The sequence below is a fragment of the Sphingomonas gilva genome (assembly GCF_003515075.1).
In the GTDB taxonomy this organism is placed as follows: domain Bacteria; phylum Pseudomonadota; class Alphaproteobacteria; order Sphingomonadales; family Sphingomonadaceae; genus Sphingomonas; species Sphingomonas gilva.
In genome coordinates this window covers 334,545-352,717 of sequence record NZ_QWLV01000001.1, presented here as the reverse complement: position 1 = coordinate 352,717, position 18,173 = coordinate 334,545, and the positions used below count along the sequence as shown (strand labels likewise).

The following is an 18,173-nucleotide window of genomic DNA, read 5'->3' as shown; positions in this document are numbered from 1 at the left end:
GTGAGGGGGGCCGGCCAATCATGACTTTACCGAATGTTATGCGCGCGATCGATCCGTCGGCGTCGGGCGGGCCGGAGGTGCTGGCGGCGGTCGAGCGCCCGGTGCCCGCGCCCGGCCCCGGCGAGGTGCTGATCAGGGTCGCCGCCGCCGGGGTCAATCGCCCCGACGTCCTCCAGCGCAAGGGTCTCTATCCGATGCCCCCCGGCGCGCCGAGCATCCTCGGCCTCGAATGCGCGGGCGAGATCGTCGCGCTCGGCGAGGGCGTCGACGATGCGCTCGCCGGCCAGCAGGTCTGCGCGCTCGTCGCCGGCGGCGGCTATGCCGAATATTGCGTCGCACCCGCCGGCCAGTGCCTGCCGGTCGTCGCCGGGCTGAGCCTCGCAGAGGCGGCGGCGCTGCCGGAGACGCTGTTCACCGTCTGGACCAACCTGTTCGAACGCGGCTTCGCGGCCGAAGGCGACACCGTCCTCGTCCATGGCGGGACCAGCGGCATCGGCACCATGGCGATCGCCTTGTGCAACCTGTTCGGCGTCGGGATCGTCGTCACGGCCGGATCGGGCGAGAAATGCGCCGCCGCCCGCGGCCTCGGCGCGGACCACGCGATCAACTACAACACGGAAGACTTCGTCGAGGCGGTGCGCGAGATCACCGGCGGCAAGGGCTGCCAGGTGGTGCTCGACATGGTCGGCGGCGACTATCTTCCGCGCAACCTCAAATGCCTGGCGGAGGACGGCCGCCACGTCTCGATCGCGGTGCAGCGCGGCGCTGAGGCGACGATCCCCCTGTTCGACGTCATGCGCCGCCGTCTGACGCTCACCGGTTCGACGCTCCGCCCCCGCTCCACCGAGTTCAAGACGATGGTCGCGGACGAACTCGCCCGCACCGTCTGGCCCTTCGTCCGCGAAGGCCGGCTGAAACCGGTGATGGACCGGAGCTTCCCGCTCGCCGAAGCGGCCGAGGCGCACCGACGGATGGAGGCGGGCGACCATATCGGAAAGATCGTGCTGACGATGGACTGACACGGGGGAGACGGGGGATGATGGGAAGATTGCTGGCGGTCGCCGCGCTCGCGATGGCCGCACCCGGCGCGCAGGCAAGCGGCTCGGCCGCGGTGACGGCGTTCAAGACCGGCGTCGATGCCGGCACCGCCGCCCCCGCCTACGCCCATTATCTGCCGATCGCCGTGCTGCAAAAGGCCGCGCTGGTCGAGGATCTGCCCGACGACGCCCGCTTCGAGGCCTATGGCGCGGACGGCGAGCCCGCGCCGCTCGACGTCGGCTACGCCTATCGCGAGTTCCGCCTGCTATGGATGCCCTTCGCCGCCTGGGACGCCGGCGGCTTCGTCTTCTTCTCGCGCACCGGCACCGGCCAATATTCGATCGCGCCCGCGACCGAGATCGAGTTCATCCGCGTCGCCCGCATCATCGGTCACGACCCGCGCGAAGGCTACAGCTTCAATCCGCTGTTCCACATGTGGGGCTGGCTGTCGCTGATCCCGCTCGCCTTCGCCTGGCGCCGCTACCGCCGCTGGGACGACTCCCGCCGCGAGGCGATGGGAACGATGTAAGACATTGAAACCGGCGGATACCGATTCGGCATGACAATCCCATTGGCACCCCCCTATCCTCGGGGTGATTCGGGGGAGGAATCGTGCTGGAGTTTCTGGGGGCGCCGCAAAATTTCGTATTCGTCAGCGCGATCGTGCTGATGCTGCTGATCGGCACGGTGGAATTGCTGGGACTCGGCGGCGCCTTCGATCTCGACGCCGAAGTAGGCGGAGGGGACCTGCTGTCCTGGCTGGGCGTCGGCCGCCTGCCGCTGCTGATGCTGATTATCGTTTTCCTTGCGATCTTCGGCAGTCTCGGCCTGATCGTCCAGCAAGTGAGCCTGGACGCCACCGGCGCGCTGATCTCGCCCTGGATCGCCGGCCCCGCCGCCTGCGCCGCCTGCCTGCCGCTCACCGGTCTCGCCGCGCGCGGCCTGGCGCGCATCCTTCCGCGGGATCACAGCACCGCCGTCATGCTCGACGATCTGGTCGGGCGCATGGGCGCGATCGTCACCGGCCGCGCGACGCAGGGCTCGCCCGCCCGCGCGCGCGTCGAGGATCACCACGGCCAGCCGCACTTCGTCATGGTTGAGCCCGACAATCCCGGCCAAAGCTTCGAGGAGGGTCAGCATGTTCTGCTCGTCCGCCGCGAAAATGGCCTTTTCCGCGCGATCGCCCGCGGCGATCACCACCTTCCCCGGCTTGGAGTCTAGCCCGTGACCGACATCATCCCGTACATCATCCTGCCGGGCGGCGGCCTGCTTGGGCTGCTGATCCTCGGCCTGGTCATCGCCAAGCTGTACAAGCGCGCATCGAAGGAGATCGGCTTCGTCCGTACCGGCTTCGGCGGGGAGAAGGTGGTGATCAACGGCGGCGCGCTGGTGCTGCCGGTGTTTCACGAAACCATGCCGGTCAACATGAATACGGTCCGCCTCGCGGTCGAGCGCAAGAATGCCGACGCGCTGATCACGCTCGACCGCCTGCGCATCGACGTGAAGGCCGAATTCTACGTGCGGGTGAAACCCGACGCCCAGTCCATCGCCACGGCCGCGCAGACGCTCGGGCACCGCACGATGAACCCCGAAGCGCTGAAGGAGCTGGTCGAGGGCAAGTTCGTCGACGCGCTGCGCTCGGTCGCCGCCGGCATGACGATGAATCAGCTGCACGAACAGCGCGCCGATTTCGTCCAGAAGGTGCAGCAGGTCTCGTCGGCCGATCTGGCGATGAACGGGCTCGAGCTCGAATCGGTGTCGCTCACCGGGCTGGACCAGACGTCGATCGAGCATTTCAACGCAAACAATGCGTTCGATGCCGAAGGGCTGACCAAGCTGACCGAGCAGATCCAGCTGAGGAAGAAGGCGCGCAACGATATCGAGCAGGAAACGCGCGTTCAGATCGAGACCAAGAATCTGGAGGCGCAGCGCCAGTCGTTTCTGATCGGGCGGGATCAGGAATTCGCCCGGCTGGAGCAGGAGCGCGAGCTGGAGGTCCGCCGCGCCGAACAGGCGGCCGAGATCGCGCGTCAGCAGGCAGAACGCCAGCGCGAGGCCGATCAGGCGCAGATCGCCGCCAAGCAGGTGACCGATTCCGCGCAGATCGAGGCCGATCGGGCCGTCCAGCAAGCCAAGATCGCACAGCAGCAGGCGATCGAGATCGCGCGTCAGGAGCAGCAGATCGCCGTTCAGAACAAGAGCCGCGAAGAAAGCCAGGCTCGTGCCGAGGCCGACAAGGCGCGCGCCGCCGCCGTCGCCGCGGAGGAGCAGGTGACCACAGCGCGCGAGAGCGAGATCGCCGAGCGCACCAAGAAGATCGAGCTGATCGAAGCCGCCAAGGAAGCCGAGCGTCAGGCGATCGGCGTGCGCGTCGAGGCCGAGGCCGAGAAGCAGGCCGCCGCCGATCGCGCCGAGGCCACGCTGGAGGTCGCGCGTGGCGATGCCGAGGCGGCCAAGCTGCGCGCCGAGGCGGACCGCGTCCGCTACGAGGTGGAGGCGGCCGGCCAACGCGCGGTCAACGAGGCGGCCAACCTGCTCTCGTCCGACCAGATCTCGCTCCAGACCAAGCTCGCATTGCTCAAGGTCATGCCCGAGCTCGTCCGCGAAGCGGCCAAGCCGCTCGAGGCGATCGACAGCATCCGGATCGTCCAGGTCGACGGCATCACCGGCAATGGCGGTACGGGCGCAGGCCATGCCGCCAATGACGGTGACGGCAATCTCGCCAGCTCGGCAGTCTCCGCCGCGCTGCGCTACCGCGCGCAAGCGCCGGTGATCGACGGGCTGATGAGGGAGCTGGGCTTTGACGGCCAGACCCTCGACGCGCTGGTCAAGGGCGCGGCAGCGCCCTTGCCCGAGACCCCGCCGATCGTCGCCACCCCCATCGCATCGGACGACGGCAAGGATGATGTGGCGCAATAATCACACCGGGCATTCGTCTTATCACTGTAACCCCTTGCGATTCGTATCGTAACATAATCCAGCCATGGCTTCTCCGGGACAGCAACGCCCGGAGAAGACATGGACGCCGTCGCCACCCTGCCGTTCGACGCCGATATCGCGGACTTCGCCGATTTCGCCCGGTCGCGCCCGTCCATTCCCGAAAGGGCCGTCACGAAGCGGCGGCGCTATCGCACCATCTGGATCAGCGACATCCATCTCGGCACGCGCGGGTGCAATGCGCACATGCTCATCGACTTTCTCGACCATGTCGACAGCGACACCCTGTATCTGGTCGGCGACATCATCGACGGCTGGCGGCTGAAGAAGAAGTTCTACTGGCCGCCCGCGCATAACGACGTCGTCTGGCGCATCCTGAAGCGCGCCAAGCGCGGCACCCGCATCGTCTACATCCCCGGCAATCATGACGAGATGTTCCGCCAGTTCAGCGGCCTCCATTTCGGCGGAGTGGAGATCAGGCGCAAGGCGATCCACACCACCGCCGATGGCCGCCGCCTGCTGGTGCTCCACGGCGATGAGTTCGACGCGGTGATGCTCGCGCACCGCTGGCTCGCCCATGTCGGCGATTTCCTCTACGAGATGCTGATGCGGTCAAACCACCTGGTCAACGTGGTCCGCCGCCGCCTCAACCTGCCCTATTGGTCGCTGTCGAAGCACGCCAAGCACAAGGTCAAGAACGCGGTCGAGTTCATCGGCCGCTTCGAGGAGGTCGTCGCCAAGGCCGCGGGCGCGCGCGGCGTCGACGGCGTGGTCTGCGGCCATATCCATACCGCCGAGTTCCGCGATATCGACGGCGTCGAATATTATAACGACGGCGATTGGGTGGAGGGCTGCACCGCGCTGGTCGAGCATTTCGACGGGCGGATGGAGGTGCTGCACTGGGCCGACGAGATCGCCGCACGGCCCGGCGCGGATGTGACGGCGATTGCCGCTTGAACCTTATCGGTTCCTTATGCGCAAAAAATCCTTTCCTAATAGGATTTCATCCCTCACAGACTCATCGATGTCCGATTCGTTCGCCTTCCCCCGGCCGGTCAGCCGTTACGACGCAGACGAGCTGCCCTGGGATTTCGTCCCGGTCACGATGTCGCGTTCGCGGCGCGACGGCTGGACGCCGGAACGCCAGCGCGCCTTCATCGCCGCGCTTTCCCGCACCGGCATCGTCGCCCGCGCCGCGCGCGCGGTCGGGATGAGCGCCAAGTCCGCCTACGCGCTCTACAACCGCGCTCCGCCCGGCGGCCCCTTCGCGCGCGCCTGGAACGACGCGATCTGGGAAGGGCGAGAGCGCGCGCTGAGCCGCGCCGTCCAGTCGATGCACGGCACCATCCATGTCCGCCGCGTCCTGCCGGGCGGGCAATGGGTCGAACAACGCTTCGCCACCCGCGCGGGGGAGCCCGCGCCCTGGTCGCGCAAGCCGGAGATAAGGTAAAACGCATGCGCGCAAACCGTTACCTTAGGCGGAATTCCGCGGCGCTCCCGGAGGACATGTCATGCGCATAGCCATCGCCACCGACGCCTGGGCGCCGCAGGTCAACGGCGTCGTCCGCACGCTCGGCGAAACCCGCGCCCGGCTGGAGGCGATGGGCCACACCGTGCTCGTCATCTCGCCCGATCGCTTCGCTTCGCTTCCCTGCCCGACCTATCCCGAGATCCGTCTCGCCTTCGCCCGGCCGCGCTCGGTGGGCGACATGCTCGCGGGCTTCGACGCCGACGCCATCCATCTCGCGACCGAAGGGCCGATCTGCCTCGCCGCGCGCCGCTGGTGCCTGCGGCGCGGCGCGCCCTTCACCACCGCCTATCACACCCAATTCCCCGATTACGTCTCGGCGCGCACCGGCCTGCCGGCCGAATGGGTGTGGCGCTATATCCGTTGGTTCCACGCGCCCGCGCAGGGCGTGCTCGCCTCGACCCCCAGCATCCGCGCGACGCTCGCCGCGCATGGGGTGAAGCGCCTGCGCCATTGGGGCCGCGGGGTCGATCTCGCCGCGTTCAACCCCGGGGTCGCGCCGCATCCGGCGATGGCCGCGCTCGACGGTCCGGTGCAGCTCTATGTCGGCCGCGTCGCGGTGGAGAAGAATATCGAGGCGTTCCTGTCGGGCCGCCATCCGGGCGCGAAGGTCGTCGTCGGCGACGGGCCGGCGCGCGCCGACCTCGCCCGGCGCTTTCCGCAGGCGCTGTTCCTCGGCCCGCTGTTCGGCGAAGCCCTCGCCCGCGCCTATGCGGCCGCGGGCGTGTTCGTCTTTCCCAGCCGCACCGACACCTTCGGCCTCGTCATGATCGAGGCGATGGCCTGCGGCACGCCGGTCGCCGGCTATCCGGTGACCGGTCCGGTCGACATCGTCACGCCGGAAACCGGCGCGGTCGACGACGATCTGGACGCCGCCATCGCGCGCGCCCTCGCCTGCGATCGCGCCGCCTGCGCCGCCCATGCCCGCCGCTTCACCTGGGATGCCTCGGTCGCCGAGTTCCTCGCCGCGCTCGCGCCCGTCCCGCATCATGTGCTGGAAGCGTGAGCGGCGGACCAGGTCAGGCCGGCGGCATCAGCAATTGCCGATATCGACCCACTTCCCGCTCCAGCATTTATGGCGCCGCCCGGCGTCGCACACCGTCGCTCCGTCGGAATATTTCTTGTCGTTCCAGTAGCAGACGCCGTTATCGGCGGGCGCCGCCATCTTTTCTTCGACGCTTGCGGCCTTGGGCGAGTTCTTCAGCGCCGGATTCTGGGGATCGACATGGTCGTCTTCTTGCATCGTCTGCCCTCCTGTCACCGGTGACGCTATCCTTATCCGGCCGCGGATCAAGCAGGACGGTGCGGCTTCCTCCCGCGCGCTCGCGGAAATCCTTGCCTAGCGGGCCCGTGCGGACTAGATCGGAGGGTGACACGGCCGCTCCGCAAGGGGCGGCCCTTATCGTTTCTGGAGAAGTTCAGTGGCCCAGCCGCTCATGCCCCACGCGACCGCATCCTGGCTGGTCGACAACACCGCGCTCAGCTTCGAGCAGATCGCCGAGTTCTGCGGCCTCCACATTCTGGAGGTGCAGGCGATCGCCGACGATACCGCCGCGACCAAGCTCACCGGCCGCGATCCGATCCGCGCGCACGAGCTGACCCAGGCGGAGATCGACAAGGCGCAGGCCGATCCCGATTACCGCATGGTGATGCTGAAGGGCCCCGAGCAGGTCCGCCGGACCAAGGGCCCGCGCTACACGCCGGTGTCGAAGCGGCAGGACAAGCCCGACGGCATCGCCTGGATCATCCGCAACCATCCCGAGATCTCGGACGGCGCCATCGGCAAGCTGATCGGCACCACCCGCACCACCATCCAGGCGATCCGCGAGCGGTCCCACTGGAACATTGCGAACATCGTGCCCAAGGACCCGGTCACGCTCGGCCTGACGACGCAGCGCGAGCTCGATGCGGCGGTGGCCAAGGCGGCCAAGGCGGCCGGCCTCGAAGCGCCGACCGACACGCGGCTGGAGGGCGACCGCGAGGCGCTGCTCGAAGAGCTGCGGCGCGAGCGCGAGACCGCCGCGCGCGAGGCCGAGGAAGCCGGCGAAGAGGGCGAGGAAGCCGCCGCCCCGGTCGAGCACACCGCGGAGACGCTGTTCAAGCGGTGAGCGCCCGGCGCACCGCCGAAGAGCGCGATCCCGACGCCGCGCTGACCCCCGATCCGGGGACGGCGCTCGATTACCCCTTCGGCGAGAGAGCGCCTGGGCCGGGCGAGATCATTCCGCTCGCCGACGGCATAGGCTGGGCGCGGCTCGCCATGCCGGGCAGCCTGGCGCACATCAATATCTGGGTGCTCGACGAGGACGACGGCAGCGTCACCATCGTCGACACCGGGATGCGCCACCGCATCTGCAAGGAAGGCTGGGCGGCGCTGTTCGCCGGGCCGCTCGCCGGCAGGCGCGTCTCGCGCGTCATCGCCACCCATCTCCACCCCGATCATGTCGGGCTCGCCGGCTGGCTCTGCCACAAGCACCAGGCGACGCTGTGGATGACCCGCGGCGAGTGGCTGACCATCCGCATGCTCGCGGCCGACGCGCGCGACGAGGTGCCGGCCGAGATGCAGGCCTTCTGGCGCGCCGCCGGCTGGGATGACGCGCAGATCGCCGCCGCCTCGGCGCGCGGCTGGGGCCGGATCGCCCAGATGATCGCGCCGCTGCCGCTCGGCTATCGCCGCATCCGGGACGGCGAGGCGATCCGCATCGGCGCGCGCGACTGGCGCGTCGTTGTCGGGTCGGGCCATAGCCCCGAACACGCCTGTCTGCTGAACGAGGCGGATGACATCCTGATCGCCGGCGACCAGCTGCTGCCGAAGATCAGCAGCAACGTCTCGCTGGGCGTGACCGAGCCCGAGGCCGATCCCCTGGGCGAATGGCTCGCCTCGCTCGACCGGCTCGACACGCTCGACCCCGGCCTGCTGGTCTGCCCCTCGCACGGCGAGGTGTTCCGGGGGCTCGTCCCGCGCGTCGCGGCCTTGCGTCAGGATCATCTCGATCGGCTCGGTGTGCTGGAGGCGCATCTGGCGCATACGCCCTCGCGCGCGGTGGACGTCTTCCCGCTGCTGTTCCGCCGCGCCATCGACGATTCGATGCGCGGCCTCGCCACCGGCGAGGCGCTCGCCCACCTCCGCCACCTCGAAGTCACCGGCCGCGCGCGGCGGGAAACTCGGGACGGCATCTGGTGGTACAGCGCCGGTTGACGTTCGCGGAAAGCAACTTACACTGATGTCAATCATGCCGGCCGCGCGTCTCCCCAGGCAGGCCAGAGCATGGCGTGTCGCACGCCCGTCCAGCGGGCGCTGAGGAGAATGACATGACCGAAGCCACGCCCTGGGCCGACAGCTACCGCCATCCCGGCGGATGGGACCGGACCTTCCCGCCCGCCTCGATGGTCGATCTGTTCGAGGAGGCCGCGCGGCGCATGGGCTCCGCGCCGCTGATCGACTTTCTCGGCCGCCGCTATTCCTATGCGGAGGTGCTGGACGGCGCCAACCGCGTCGCCTGCGGGCTGAAGGCGATGGGGGTGGCGAAGGGTGACCGCGTCGGCCTGCACCTGCCCAACACCCCGCACTATCTCGCCGCCTATTACGGCGCGCTCAAGCTGGGCGCGACCGTGGTCAACTTCTCCCCGCTCTACACCGCCGCCGAGCTCTCCCATCAGGTCGAGGATTCGGGCACCAGGGTGATGTTCACCCTCTCCGCCAAGGCGCTGCTGCCGACCGCGCTCGAGGTGCTGGAGAGTTCCAGCCTCGAACGGCTGGTGGTCGGCTCGGTCGCCGGCGCGCTGCCGCCGGCCAAGTCGATCCTCTATCGGCTGTTCAAGCGCTCCGAGGTAGCGGAGCGTCCCGATGATCCGCGCATCACTGCCTTCTCCACGCTGATCGCCAATGACGGCGCGTGCGATCATGTGCCGATCGATCCCGAGGCCGATCTGGCGCTGATTCAGTATACCGGCGGCACCACGGGGCTGCCCAAGGGCGCGATGCTCACCCATCAGAACCTGTCGGCCAACGCCCGCCAGGTCGATGCGCTCGATCCCGACCCTGACGGCGAGGACCGCATCGTCGGCGTGCTGCCGCTGTTCCACGTCTTCGCCAACACCTGCGTGCTCAACCGCACGGTGATCAGCGGCGGCATGATCGTGCTGCTGCCCCGCTTCGACGCTGCCGTGACGCTCGCCGCGATCGAGCGGACGCGGGCGACGGCGCTTCCCGGCGTCCCGACCATGTACCAGGCGCTGATGGACCATCCCAAGCTCGCCGCGACCGATTTCTCCTCGCTCCGCGTCTGCATCTCGGGCGGCGCGCCGCTGCCGCAGGAACTGAAATCCAGGTTCGAGGCGCTGACCCAGTCCATCCTTATCGAGGGTTACGGCCTGTCCGAAAGCTCGGGCGTGGTCTCGACCAATCCCTATGAGGGCGGCAGCAAGCCCGGCACGATCGGTCAGCCGATCCCCGCGACACGGGTCAAGCTGGTCGACAAGGAAGACCCGACCAGGCCGCCCGCGCAGGGCCAGCCCGGCGAGATCGTCGTCAAGGGGCCGCAGATCATGCAGGGCTATTGGAACCGGCCGGATACGGACGGCAAGACCTTCGTCGAAGGCTGGCTGCGCACCGGCGATGTCGGCGAGATCGACGAGGACGGCTTCATCCGCATCGTCGATCGCCTGAAGGATATGATCGCGGTCGGCGGCTTCAAGGTGTTCCCCAGCCAGATCGAGACGATCCTCTACGCGCACCCGGCGGTGAAGGAGGCGCTGGTGATCGGCATCCCCGATTCCTATGCTGGCGAGCGTCCTCGCGCCTATGTCACGCTCAACGAGGACCAGCCGGCCGATGGCAAGGCGCTCGCCGCCTGGCTCAATCCGCAGCTCGGCAAGCACGAGCGCGTCGATTCGGTGGTCGTCCGCCTGACCATGCCCAAGACGATGATCGGCAAGCTGAGCCGCAAGGACCTGATCGCGGAGGTCTTGAACAGCAATGCATAATAAAGGGGCCGGGCGGCAACGCGCCCGGCCCCTCGATTGGACCGGTGATCAGGCGGTCCGGGTGGCTCTAGCTCCGGTAAGTGCCGGAGAAGCTGCGATTGAGCATATGCGGACCGCGCTCTCGGTCGTCGTCGCTGAACAGCGCGGTGCGGCGCTCTTCGTCGCGCCATTCGCGCTGCGCCTCGTCCGCCGACTTGGTGATGATCACCTTGTCGTCGACCGAGCGCAGCCAGCGCGACGGGATCGAATGGTGGTGTCCGCCGGCATCCTGATCGTTCTTGGTCAGGATGATCCGGTCCCCGCGCACCTTGTCGACCGTGCCGACATGCTGCCCGTCGGAGCCGGTCACCTCCATATGCTCGCTGACCTTTTCCAGCAGCGAGCGCTGGCCCTGGCGCTCGCTGCGCCATGAGGTGAACTCGTTCTCGAACTTCGTCCGGTTCTCGCGGCGATATTCGTCATAGTCGCGGTCGAGCGCGCTGATCTGGCCGCGCCGCCATTCGCCGTAGTCACGATCGCTGTGGGTATCGTGGCGATCGTCGTAGCGCGCGTCATATTCGCGGCGGCGCTCGGCCTCCTCGTCGCCGAACCATGAACGAACCTCGTCACCCGCGCGGGCGAAGAAGCCGCGATCGTCCTGGTCATAGCCCTGCGGCGCTCCGCGATCCGAATCGCGATAACCAAGGCCCCGGCCATAGCTCGGGCGATAGCCCTGGGTCGGCCCCCGCCCGCGTCCGTAATCGCCATATTCGCGATCACGGTCCTGGCCGGACTGATAGTCGCGGCCGCCATAGCCGCCGTGAGGCCGCTGGTCGAACCGGCCGCCATCGCGGCGATAGCCGCCGCGCTCGAAGCGTCCGTTATCCTCGCGATCACGCCAGTCGGCCGAGGCATAGTCGCGCGCGCTGCTATAGGTATAGTCGCGCCCCGATCCGTAATCGCGCGAGTAATCCATCTCGTCACTGTCACGATAGCGGTCGCGGGGAGAGCGTTCGTATCCCATTTCTTCCTCCTTGATGGTCAAAGGGAAACCACGCGACGCGAGGGCCGCGACGCGGGCAATCTCTTTGACCGAAAAGGAAAAAAGCGGGATAGGTTCCCGCGGAATCGACGGGTCGTGCCAGCTTCGCGCCGGGCGACGCGCGCCTGTTTGGCGCCCGCCTCTAGCTTGCGCGCGACGAACGTTGCATCGGGCAAAATCAGCGGCTAGAGGAACGGCCCCGGCCATATGCCGGCCAAGCCGGGCGGGGCTGTAGCTCAGATGGGAGAGCGCTGCAATCGCACTGCAGAGGTCAGGGGTTCGATTCCCCTCAGCTCCACCAGCCCCGCGCCCAACAGATCATGCTGGCAGAAAAGGGCGGCTTTCCGTTTAAGCTCGTTCAAAATACCTCCAGCATTTGCCAAGATTCACAAAGTTCACGCCAAAACGCATTGGCCGGCGAAGGCGATAACCGGCATCCTTGCGTCGCATAAGTCGCAGGTGTTGCGCAGTTTAATTACACAATTTTGTTAGATTATTACACGAAGCTCAGTACCTTCAGTACCCTAACAGCGCGAGGCGACGCATCGAGCCTTCCCAAACGCCTCGAGGAAAGCGGCCAACAGGATCAAAGAGCAGCCAGCGGTCACGCCAGCGATCCAGAACAATAGCAGAACATAACCATGTAGGACAGCGAAAAAGATGCGGCCCGCGGCAGGGCGCGATTCGGTCAGATCCGTGCATATGGTGCCTCCCGCCAGCGGAGGAAAAAGGGTTCCCCATATTACCCGCGAGCAGGTGTGCTGCCGAGGCAAGGACTCGATTTTCCGCACTCAGCACGCGACATTTCCCCTGACATCGTCACCATGTCGCCCTTACATGGGCCGGCATGAGCGAACCCATTCCCGCCGCGACGACCGTCCTGTTTCGCGACCGCGCGGATGGGCCGCCTGAGTTGCTGATGGTCGAACGCGCCGCGACGATGGCCTTCGCGGGCGGGGCCATGGTATTTCCCGGCGGCCGGATCGATCCGGGCGACCGGAGGCTTGCCGAACTCCATGCGCCCGATATCGAGGATGCGGCGGCGCGCATCGCCGCGATCCGCGAAACGCTGGAAGAGGCGGGCATCGCCGTCGGGCTCGATCCGCTGCCGTCGATCGACCAGTGCCGCGCGATGCGCGGACGGTTGCACGATGGCGAAGCGATGAGCGCGGTGCTCGGCGATCACCGGCTTGCGCTCGGCGAGCTCGTTCCCTTCGCCCGCTGGCTGCCGGCGCATGCGCACATGCGCATCTTCGACACGCTGTTCTATATCGCCGCCGCTCCGCCAGGATCGTCCGAGCCGGTGGTCGACGCGACCGAGAATGTCGCTGCGCGCTGGACGACCGCAGCCGACCTGCTCGCCGAGGCCGACCGCGGCGAGGCGCGCATCATCTTCCCGACCCGCCGAAATCTCGAGAGGCTGGCGCGCTATGCCAGCTTCGCCGATGCCGTCGCCGACGCCCGCGCCCACCCGGTGCGCGCGATCACCCCCTATGCCGAGGAGCGCGAAGGCGGGATGCATCTCTGCATCCCCGACGATCTCGGCTATCCGGTGACCTCCGAACTCATGACCGGGGCGCTCCGGGGCTGATGGCCGCCCGGCGGAGAAAGCGCAACGCGCGCGCCTGGCGTACCGGGCGGCGGACCATCGCGCTGGCGGTGTGGGCGGTCCTCCTCGCGGGCATCGTCTACGGCCTCTACCTGTTCGGCCGCGGCCACCCCGAGGATTTGCCCTGGACCAAGCTCGACCTCGCCCAGCCGGTCGGCCTTTTCACTCGCGGCAAGCTCGTCGATCTGAACGACGATTACCCGCAATGCCGCATCCTGATGGACCGCGCGGGCGTGGCGTTCGAACCTGCGCCAGCCATAGCCGCCGAAGCCGGCCAGTGCGGCTATGCCAATGGCGTCCGCCTGCTCGAGGCCGGCGCGCGGACGACGCCCTTCCATCCCAGATCCCCGCCGGTGCAGTGCCAGGTCGCCGCGGCGATCGCGTTGTGGGAATGGCATGTCGTTCAGCCCGCCGCACGCCGGCACATGAAGACCAGCCTGGCGGGATACGATCAGCTCGGCACCTATAATTGCCGTCGCATGTATGGCCGCGCGGACGGCGCATGGAGCGAGCACGCCACCGCCAACGCGATCGACATTTCCGGCTTTCGCTTCGCCGACGGGCGGCGCGTGACGCTGCTTCAGGACTGGAACGGCACCGGGCCGGACGCAGCCGCCAAGGCGGCCTTCCTGCGCGAGGTGCGCGACGGCGCGTGCGACCTGTTCGCAACCGTGCTCAGCCCGGACTACAACGCGGCGCACGCAGATCACTTCCATCTCGACCAAGCCGACCGGGGCGCGATGCGCGGCGGCGCCTGCCGCTAGGATGACGCAAGCTCAGTTGGGCAGTGCGGCGATGTCCACCTTTTCCACCCACTGGGGGTAGAAGATCGGTTCGCGACTGGACCAGCCCGGCGCCGTGGCGGCGGCTTCGCTGATCGACTGGAGCAGCGTGCGACGCAGATCGGGATGGAGATGCGGCAGCGCGGCGGCGGCGCAGAAGGCGCCGGGAAGCCATGGGCGTACATGCGCGCCGATCAGCCGCTCATACAGGAAGCGATAGGCGGCGAAGCTGGTCAGCCGACCCTGCCCCAGATCGAACGCGCTGACCGTTATCAGCGGCGCCATGAAGGGCTCGACCGCGTCCAGCCCGCTGTCATCGGGCACCATCGCACGGATGTCATCGAGCCGGCCATAGATGCGAGCCTGGGCCCGGATGCTCGCGGCTTCCACCACATCGCGCGACCAGCGGCTCATCGCGTCGTCGCGATCGAGCCCGATATCCAGCGAGCGGCGGATATAGCGCTGCGTGCCCGCAGCGAACCCGCCGAATTCCTTCATCTCCGCCAGCGTCATCGCACCATCGGCTGGTCTCATGCGCGTGCCCATGTCACTCGTCTCCGACCTCTTGCCCCAAGGAGGAGATGATCGCACAGCGTGGTTAACAAGACGCTGACCAGGCCGTCGTCCCCCGTTAACCAAAGAATCAGAGAAGCTGCTGCGGCGCAACATCATTGCGGTCGGATACGTGAAAGGAAACGGGGCCGTTGCATCCCTGCAACAGCCCCGACATTTTCTTGCCGCAATTGATCGAGGTTAGGCGTCTTGCTGGCGCTCGGCCTCCTTGGCGTGCTCACGCGAGTGATCGCCGCCATGCTCATTGAGCGCCGTCTCCTTCTTCTCGTCATAACCCGACGAGGGCGCCGGTCCGCTGTGGCGGTGGATCGGCTGGGTCGAAGCAGGCGGGTCGGAAGCGTCCATCGATTCGTCGAGCGCGGTATCGAGCCGCGCCTCCTTGCTTTCGGGATTGCGCTCCAGCCGCTCGGCGATGTCCTTGTCCTGTCCCGCGTCGGTCTTGACCTTGCCCGGATCTTCCATGCTCATTCTCCTGATCTCTCGTTTCGCTAAACGAACGCTCCAGTCGGGCGTTCCGCTCAGCCGGCGGTGACGCGCACCGTTTGCTCGATCAGGTCGGCGCGCCCGAAGATCGTCATGAAGGCGATGTCGGTCGCATCGCGCCCTACCCCGACACGAGCGAAGTCAGTCGCATCGGACATGCCGGTGGCGTCGATCAGATGCCAGGCGTCGGCCAGCCAGACCTCGACCACTGCGTGGAAATCCTGCGGGCTCACATTGGGTGCATAGCCGCCGACGCAGCGCGCCGGAATGCCGCCCGCGCGCATCAGCGCCGCGGTCAGATGGGCATAATCGCGGCACACGCCCTCGCGCGTGACAAAGGTGTCGATCGCGGTGGTGACCCCGCTCGACGTGCCGCAGCGATAGGTCAGGTGCTGACCCACCCAGTCGCTGATCGCCACCGCGAGCGGGCCACCCGTCAGCCCTGCGAATTCGGACTGGACGAAGGCGTCGAACTTGTCGGCCTGGCAGTATCGGCTGGCCATCAGATAGGGAACCACCAGCGCCGGCAGGTCGCGCGGGCGCGTTTCGGGCAATGTGGCGATATCGATCGCTACACGGTCTATCTCCACCTCGCCGTGATAGCGTGCGGCGAAATGCCCCTCACCAAGCGCCCAGCAGCGCTGGCCGATCGACTCCTCGCCCGGCGTCGCACGCAGCCGCTCACGCGAGGTGACGGAGAGCGTGTCGGCGAGCAGTTTCTGGTCGGCCATCGCTGCGACCTCGATCTGCAGCAGGACATCGGCCGGTTCGTAAAACGAATAATCGAGCGCGACGTCGATGGTCAGGCGCATGCTGTTCCCCGGCTTTGTGTTTGGCGGTAACAAGTGGCAAGAAGGTCAGTTCCGTCGCCCCTGCGAAGGCAGGGCCTCCGGGTTTGTGACACAACCGGCTTCCCTCTTGCCGACTGCGGCCCCTGCCTGCGCAGGGGCGACGAGGCTAAAGAAAAGGCCCGGCGAGTCTCCCCGCCGGGCCCTTGGTGATTCCTGTCGGACGGCCTCGATTCAGTCGCGGCTGCCCATGAACTGGAGCAGGAAGGTGAACATGTTGACGAAGTCGAGATAGAGCGACAGCGCGCCCATGATTACCGTCTTGCCCATCATGTCGGTGCCCGCGACATAGGCGTACATGCTCTTGATCCGCTGCGTGTCATAGGCGGTCAGGCCGGCGAACAGCAGCACGCCGATGCCCGAGATCACCAGCGCGAGCGTGCCCGACTGGAGGAACAGATTGACGATCATCGCCACCAGCAGGCCGACCACGCCCATCACCAGGAAGGTGCCGAAGCCCGACAGATCACGCTTGGTGGTGTAACCCCACAGCGAGAGGCCGGCGAAGGCCGCCGCCGTCGCGAAGAAGGTCTGCGCGATCGAGACCCCGGTAAAGACCAGGAAGATCGACGACATCGACAGGCCCATCACCACCGCGAACGCCCAGAACAGCGCCTGCGCCGTGCCGGTCGAAAGCCGGTTGATACCGAAGCTCAGCACCATCACGAACGCCAGCGGAGCGAGCATGATGACCCAGCGCAGCGGCGTCGACAGCACCTGCGCAGCGAGGCCGGAATTGGCGAACAGTAACGCGACGATGCCCGTTAGCAACACGCCCGATGCCATATAGTTGTAGACCGACAGCATGTAGGACCGCAGACCCGCGTCGTACGCGGCGTCCTGCGTGCCCACCCGCGTCGGGAAGGTCGCGGCCGTCGGCCGGGGATCAGACCAGTTTGCCATCTCGAAACTATCTCCTTTGCCCGGCCAAGCATCGGCCGGATGCAACGAATATCGTGGCAATCGCCCGCGCTTTCAAGCGAAACCGGACATGGCGGCGCGATGGAAATGGTAAAGGCGCCGGACTTCCATCCGGCGCCTCTCCATTCATCGCGACAAGCAGGGTTCAGGCGGGCTGCATTTCGCCGCGCCGAGCCGCCTCGATCGTGGCGATGTCGATTTTGCGCATCTCCATCATCGCCTTGAACGCGCGCTGGCCCTCGGCCCCGCCGGCCTGGAAGGCCTTCGTCAGCGCGCGGGGGGTGATCTGCCAGGAGAAGCCCCATTTGTCCTTGCACCAGCCGCACATGCTTTCCTCGCCGCCATTGCCGACGATGGCGTTCCAGTAGCGATCGGTCTCCTCCTGCGTGTCGGTCGCGATCTGGAAGCTCACCGCCTCGTTGGGCTTGAAAGTGGGCCCGCCATTGAGGCCGATGAAGGGCATGCCGCAGACGGTGAACTCGACCGTCAGCACGTCGCCCTCCTTACCCGACGGATTGTCTCCGGGCGCGCGGAACACGCCCGTCACCTTGCTGTCCGGGAAGGTAGCCGCATAGAAATTGGCGGCTTCTTCCGCGTCGCCGTCATACCACAGGCAGTTCAGGATCTTGTCGGTCATCGTCTCTCTCCTTCATTATTTGGGGGCGACGAGGCCGAAGAGCACGCCTTCGGGATCGATCGCGTTGAGCACCATTTCGCCGCCCGGCACCTCTTCGGGGCCGAAGATGACCCTGCCGCCGCCCTGTTCGACCCTGGCCTTGGCCGCATCGATGTCGGGCACGCGGAAATAGAAGCCCCACGCCGCCGGTGTGCCGTCCGAATTCTTCATCACCGCGCCGATCGGATCGCCCCCGCCATGGCTGATGAAAATATAGTCGCCCATCCCGGGCATCGGCATCGCGCCTTCCTTCCGGTAGCCGAAGATCGACCCATAGAAGTCGAGCGCGGCATCGGGATCGGGCGTCAGCAACTCGTTCCAGCTGACATGGCCGGGCGTCATCCGGTCGTAAGCGTGACTGGCCTCATCGCTCGCGCCGCGCATGACGTAGAAGGGCACGCCTTGCGGATCGGTGACCATCGCGATGCGGCCGACATCGGGAATGTCGCTCGCCGCCATCATCACCTGCCCACCCGCGGCGGTGACCTTTTCGAGCGCCTGGTCGACATCGTCGACGCCGAAATAGCCAAGCCAGCAGGGCCGCGCGCCGCCTTCGCACATCGCGTCCGTCAATCCCAGCATCCCGCCAACATGCCCGTCGGGCGCGGTCAGCATGCGATAGTCCATGCCGCCGGGCATCGCCTCGCCGACGGTCCAGCCGATCACGTCGCCGTAGAACGCCTTCGATGCCTCGGGATCCTTCGTCATCAGCTCATACCAGATGAAGCTGCCATGCGGATTGGTCATAGTGGCTTTCCTGTCCTAAGGGGTTGG

The 18,173-nt window shown here is 67.1% G+C and carries 20 protein-coding genes and 1 tRNA gene; 13 read left to right on the top strand and 8 right to left on the bottom strand.

Annotated elements, in window-relative coordinates; translation table 11 throughout:
• Positions 1-20: 20 nt before the first annotated feature.
• The 7 genes from D1610_RS01750 to D1610_RS01720 all read left to right on the top strand — a co-directional run bounded on the left by D1610_RS01750 (position 21) and on the right by D1610_RS01720 (position 6,509).
• Positions 21-1,019, top strand: a complete 999-nt coding sequence (locus D1610_RS01750) for an NAD(P)H-quinone oxidoreductase (RefSeq protein WP_245941918.1) — start codon at positions 21-23, stop codon at positions 1,017-1,019.
• A 17-nt stretch (positions 1,020-1,036) separates the two neighbouring features.
• The gene (locus D1610_RS01745) at positions 1,037-1,567 is read left to right on the top strand and encodes a hypothetical protein (protein WP_118862399.1); all 531 of its coding nucleotides are present in this window, start codon (positions 1,037-1,039) and stop codon (positions 1,565-1,567) included.
• A gap of 83 nt (positions 1,568-1,650) precedes the next feature.
• The gene (locus D1610_RS01740; RefSeq protein ID WP_118862398.1) at positions 1,651-2,259 is read left to right on the top strand and encodes a YqiJ family protein; all 609 of its coding nucleotides are present in this window, start codon (positions 1,651-1,653) and stop codon (positions 2,257-2,259) included.
• 3 nt (positions 2,260-2,262) lie between these two features.
• Positions 2,263-3,957: a flotillin family protein gene (locus tag D1610_RS01735; protein WP_118862397.1), complete on the top strand. Its 1,695-nt coding sequence runs from the start codon at positions 2,263-2,265 to the stop codon at positions 3,955-3,957.
• 99 nt (positions 3,958-4,056) lie between these two features.
• Positions 4,057-4,932, top strand: coding sequence for a UDP-2,3-diacylglucosamine diphosphatase (locus D1610_RS01730; protein WP_118862396.1), 876 nt, complete (start codon positions 4,057-4,059; stop codon positions 4,930-4,932).
• Between the two features lie 67 nt (positions 4,933-4,999).
• Positions 5,000-5,425 carry a hypothetical protein gene (locus D1610_RS01725; protein WP_118862395.1) on the top strand — a complete coding sequence of 142 codons (426 nt, stop codon included), beginning with the start codon at positions 5,000-5,002 and terminating at the stop codon, positions 5,423-5,425.
• A 61-nt stretch (positions 5,426-5,486) separates the two neighbouring features.
• The gene (locus tag D1610_RS01720) at positions 5,487-6,509 is read left to right on the top strand and encodes a glycosyltransferase family 4 protein (protein ID WP_118862394.1); all 1,023 of its coding nucleotides are present in this window, start codon (positions 5,487-5,489) and stop codon (positions 6,507-6,509) included.
• A gap of 27 nt (positions 6,510-6,536) precedes the next feature.
• Here D1610_RS01720 and D1610_RS01715 read toward each other — a convergent pair whose 3' ends face one another.
• The gene (locus D1610_RS01715; protein ID WP_118862393.1) at positions 6,537-6,746 is read right to left on the bottom strand and encodes a DUF1496 domain-containing protein; all 210 of its coding nucleotides are present in this window, start codon (positions 6,744-6,746) and stop codon (positions 6,537-6,539) included.
• A 178-nt stretch (positions 6,747-6,924) separates the two neighbouring features.
• Here D1610_RS01715 and D1610_RS01710 point away from each other — a divergent pair, with 178 nt between their 5' ends.
• From D1610_RS01710 to D1610_RS01700, 3 genes are all read left to right on the top strand, one after another.
• The gene (locus D1610_RS01710) at positions 6,925-7,611 is read left to right on the top strand and encodes a DUF1013 domain-containing protein (protein WP_118862392.1); all 687 of its coding nucleotides are present in this window, start codon (positions 6,925-6,927) and stop codon (positions 7,609-7,611) included.
• On the top strand, positions 7,608-8,699 hold the full coding sequence (locus tag D1610_RS01705) for an MBL fold metallo-hydrolase (RefSeq protein WP_118862391.1): 1,092 nt from the start codon (positions 7,608-7,610) through the stop codon (positions 8,697-8,699). The genes D1610_RS01710 and D1610_RS01705 overlap by 4 nt, the downstream gene beginning before the upstream one ends.
• A 113-nt stretch (positions 8,700-8,812) precedes the next feature.
• Complete coding sequence (locus D1610_RS01700; protein ID WP_118862390.1) at positions 8,813-10,486, top strand: long-chain-fatty-acid--CoA ligase; 1,674 nt, start codon at positions 8,813-8,815, stop codon at positions 10,484-10,486.
• A gap of 67 nt (positions 10,487-10,553) precedes the next feature.
• Here D1610_RS01700 and D1610_RS01695 read toward each other — a convergent pair whose 3' ends face one another.
• Complete coding sequence (locus D1610_RS01695) at positions 10,554-11,489, bottom strand: DUF2171 domain-containing protein (protein WP_118862931.1); 936 nt, start codon at positions 11,487-11,489, stop codon at positions 10,554-10,556.
• A 243-nt stretch (positions 11,490-11,732) separates the two neighbouring features.
• Here D1610_RS01695 and D1610_RS01690 point away from each other — a divergent pair.
• The 3 genes from D1610_RS01690 to D1610_RS01680 all read left to right on the top strand — a co-directional run bounded on the left by D1610_RS01690 (position 11,733) and on the right by D1610_RS01680 (position 13,880).
• Positions 11,733-11,808 (top strand) — tRNA-Ala (locus D1610_RS01690).
• 546 nt (positions 11,809-12,354) lie between these two features.
• Positions 12,355-13,098, top strand: a complete 744-nt coding sequence (locus tag D1610_RS01685) for an NUDIX domain-containing protein (RefSeq protein WP_118862389.1) — start codon at positions 12,355-12,357, stop codon at positions 13,096-13,098.
• Positions 13,098-13,880, top strand: coding sequence for an extensin-like domain-containing protein (locus D1610_RS01680; RefSeq protein ID WP_118862388.1), 783 nt, complete (start codon positions 13,098-13,100; stop codon positions 13,878-13,880). The genes D1610_RS01685 and D1610_RS01680 overlap by 1 nt, the downstream gene beginning before the upstream one ends.
• 12 nt (positions 13,881-13,892) lie before the next feature.
• Here D1610_RS01680 and D1610_RS01675 read toward each other — a convergent pair whose 3' ends face one another.
• The 6 genes from D1610_RS01675 to D1610_RS01650 all read right to left on the bottom strand — a co-directional run bounded on the left by D1610_RS01675 (position 13,893) and on the right by D1610_RS01650 (position 18,146).
• Positions 13,893-14,444: a hypothetical protein gene (locus D1610_RS01675; protein WP_118862387.1), complete on the bottom strand. Its 552-nt coding sequence runs from the start codon at positions 14,442-14,444 to the stop codon at positions 13,893-13,895.
• Between the two features lie 207 nt (positions 14,445-14,651).
• Positions 14,652-14,933 (bottom strand): hypothetical protein, encoded by a 282-nt coding sequence (locus D1610_RS01670; protein ID WP_118862386.1) that lies wholly within the window; start codon positions 14,931-14,933, stop codon positions 14,652-14,654.
• Between the two features lie 56 nt (positions 14,934-14,989).
• Complete coding sequence (locus D1610_RS01665; protein ID WP_118862385.1) at positions 14,990-15,766, bottom strand: transglutaminase-like domain-containing protein; 777 nt, start codon at positions 15,764-15,766, stop codon at positions 14,990-14,992.
• A 210-nt stretch (positions 15,767-15,976) separates the two neighbouring features.
• Complete coding sequence (locus tag D1610_RS01660; RefSeq protein WP_118862384.1) at positions 15,977-16,705, bottom strand: Bax inhibitor-1/YccA family protein; 729 nt, start codon at positions 16,703-16,705, stop codon at positions 15,977-15,979.
• A gap of 163 nt (positions 16,706-16,868) precedes the next feature.
• Complete coding sequence (locus D1610_RS01655; protein WP_118862383.1) at positions 16,869-17,360, bottom strand: VOC family protein; 492 nt, start codon at positions 17,358-17,360, stop codon at positions 16,869-16,871.
• Positions 17,361-17,375: 15 nt separating this feature from the next.
• Entirely contained in the window at positions 17,376-18,146 is a 771-nt protein-coding gene (locus tag D1610_RS01650) for a VOC family protein (protein ID WP_118862382.1), read from the bottom strand.
• Positions 18,147-18,173 lie beyond the last annotated feature (27 nt).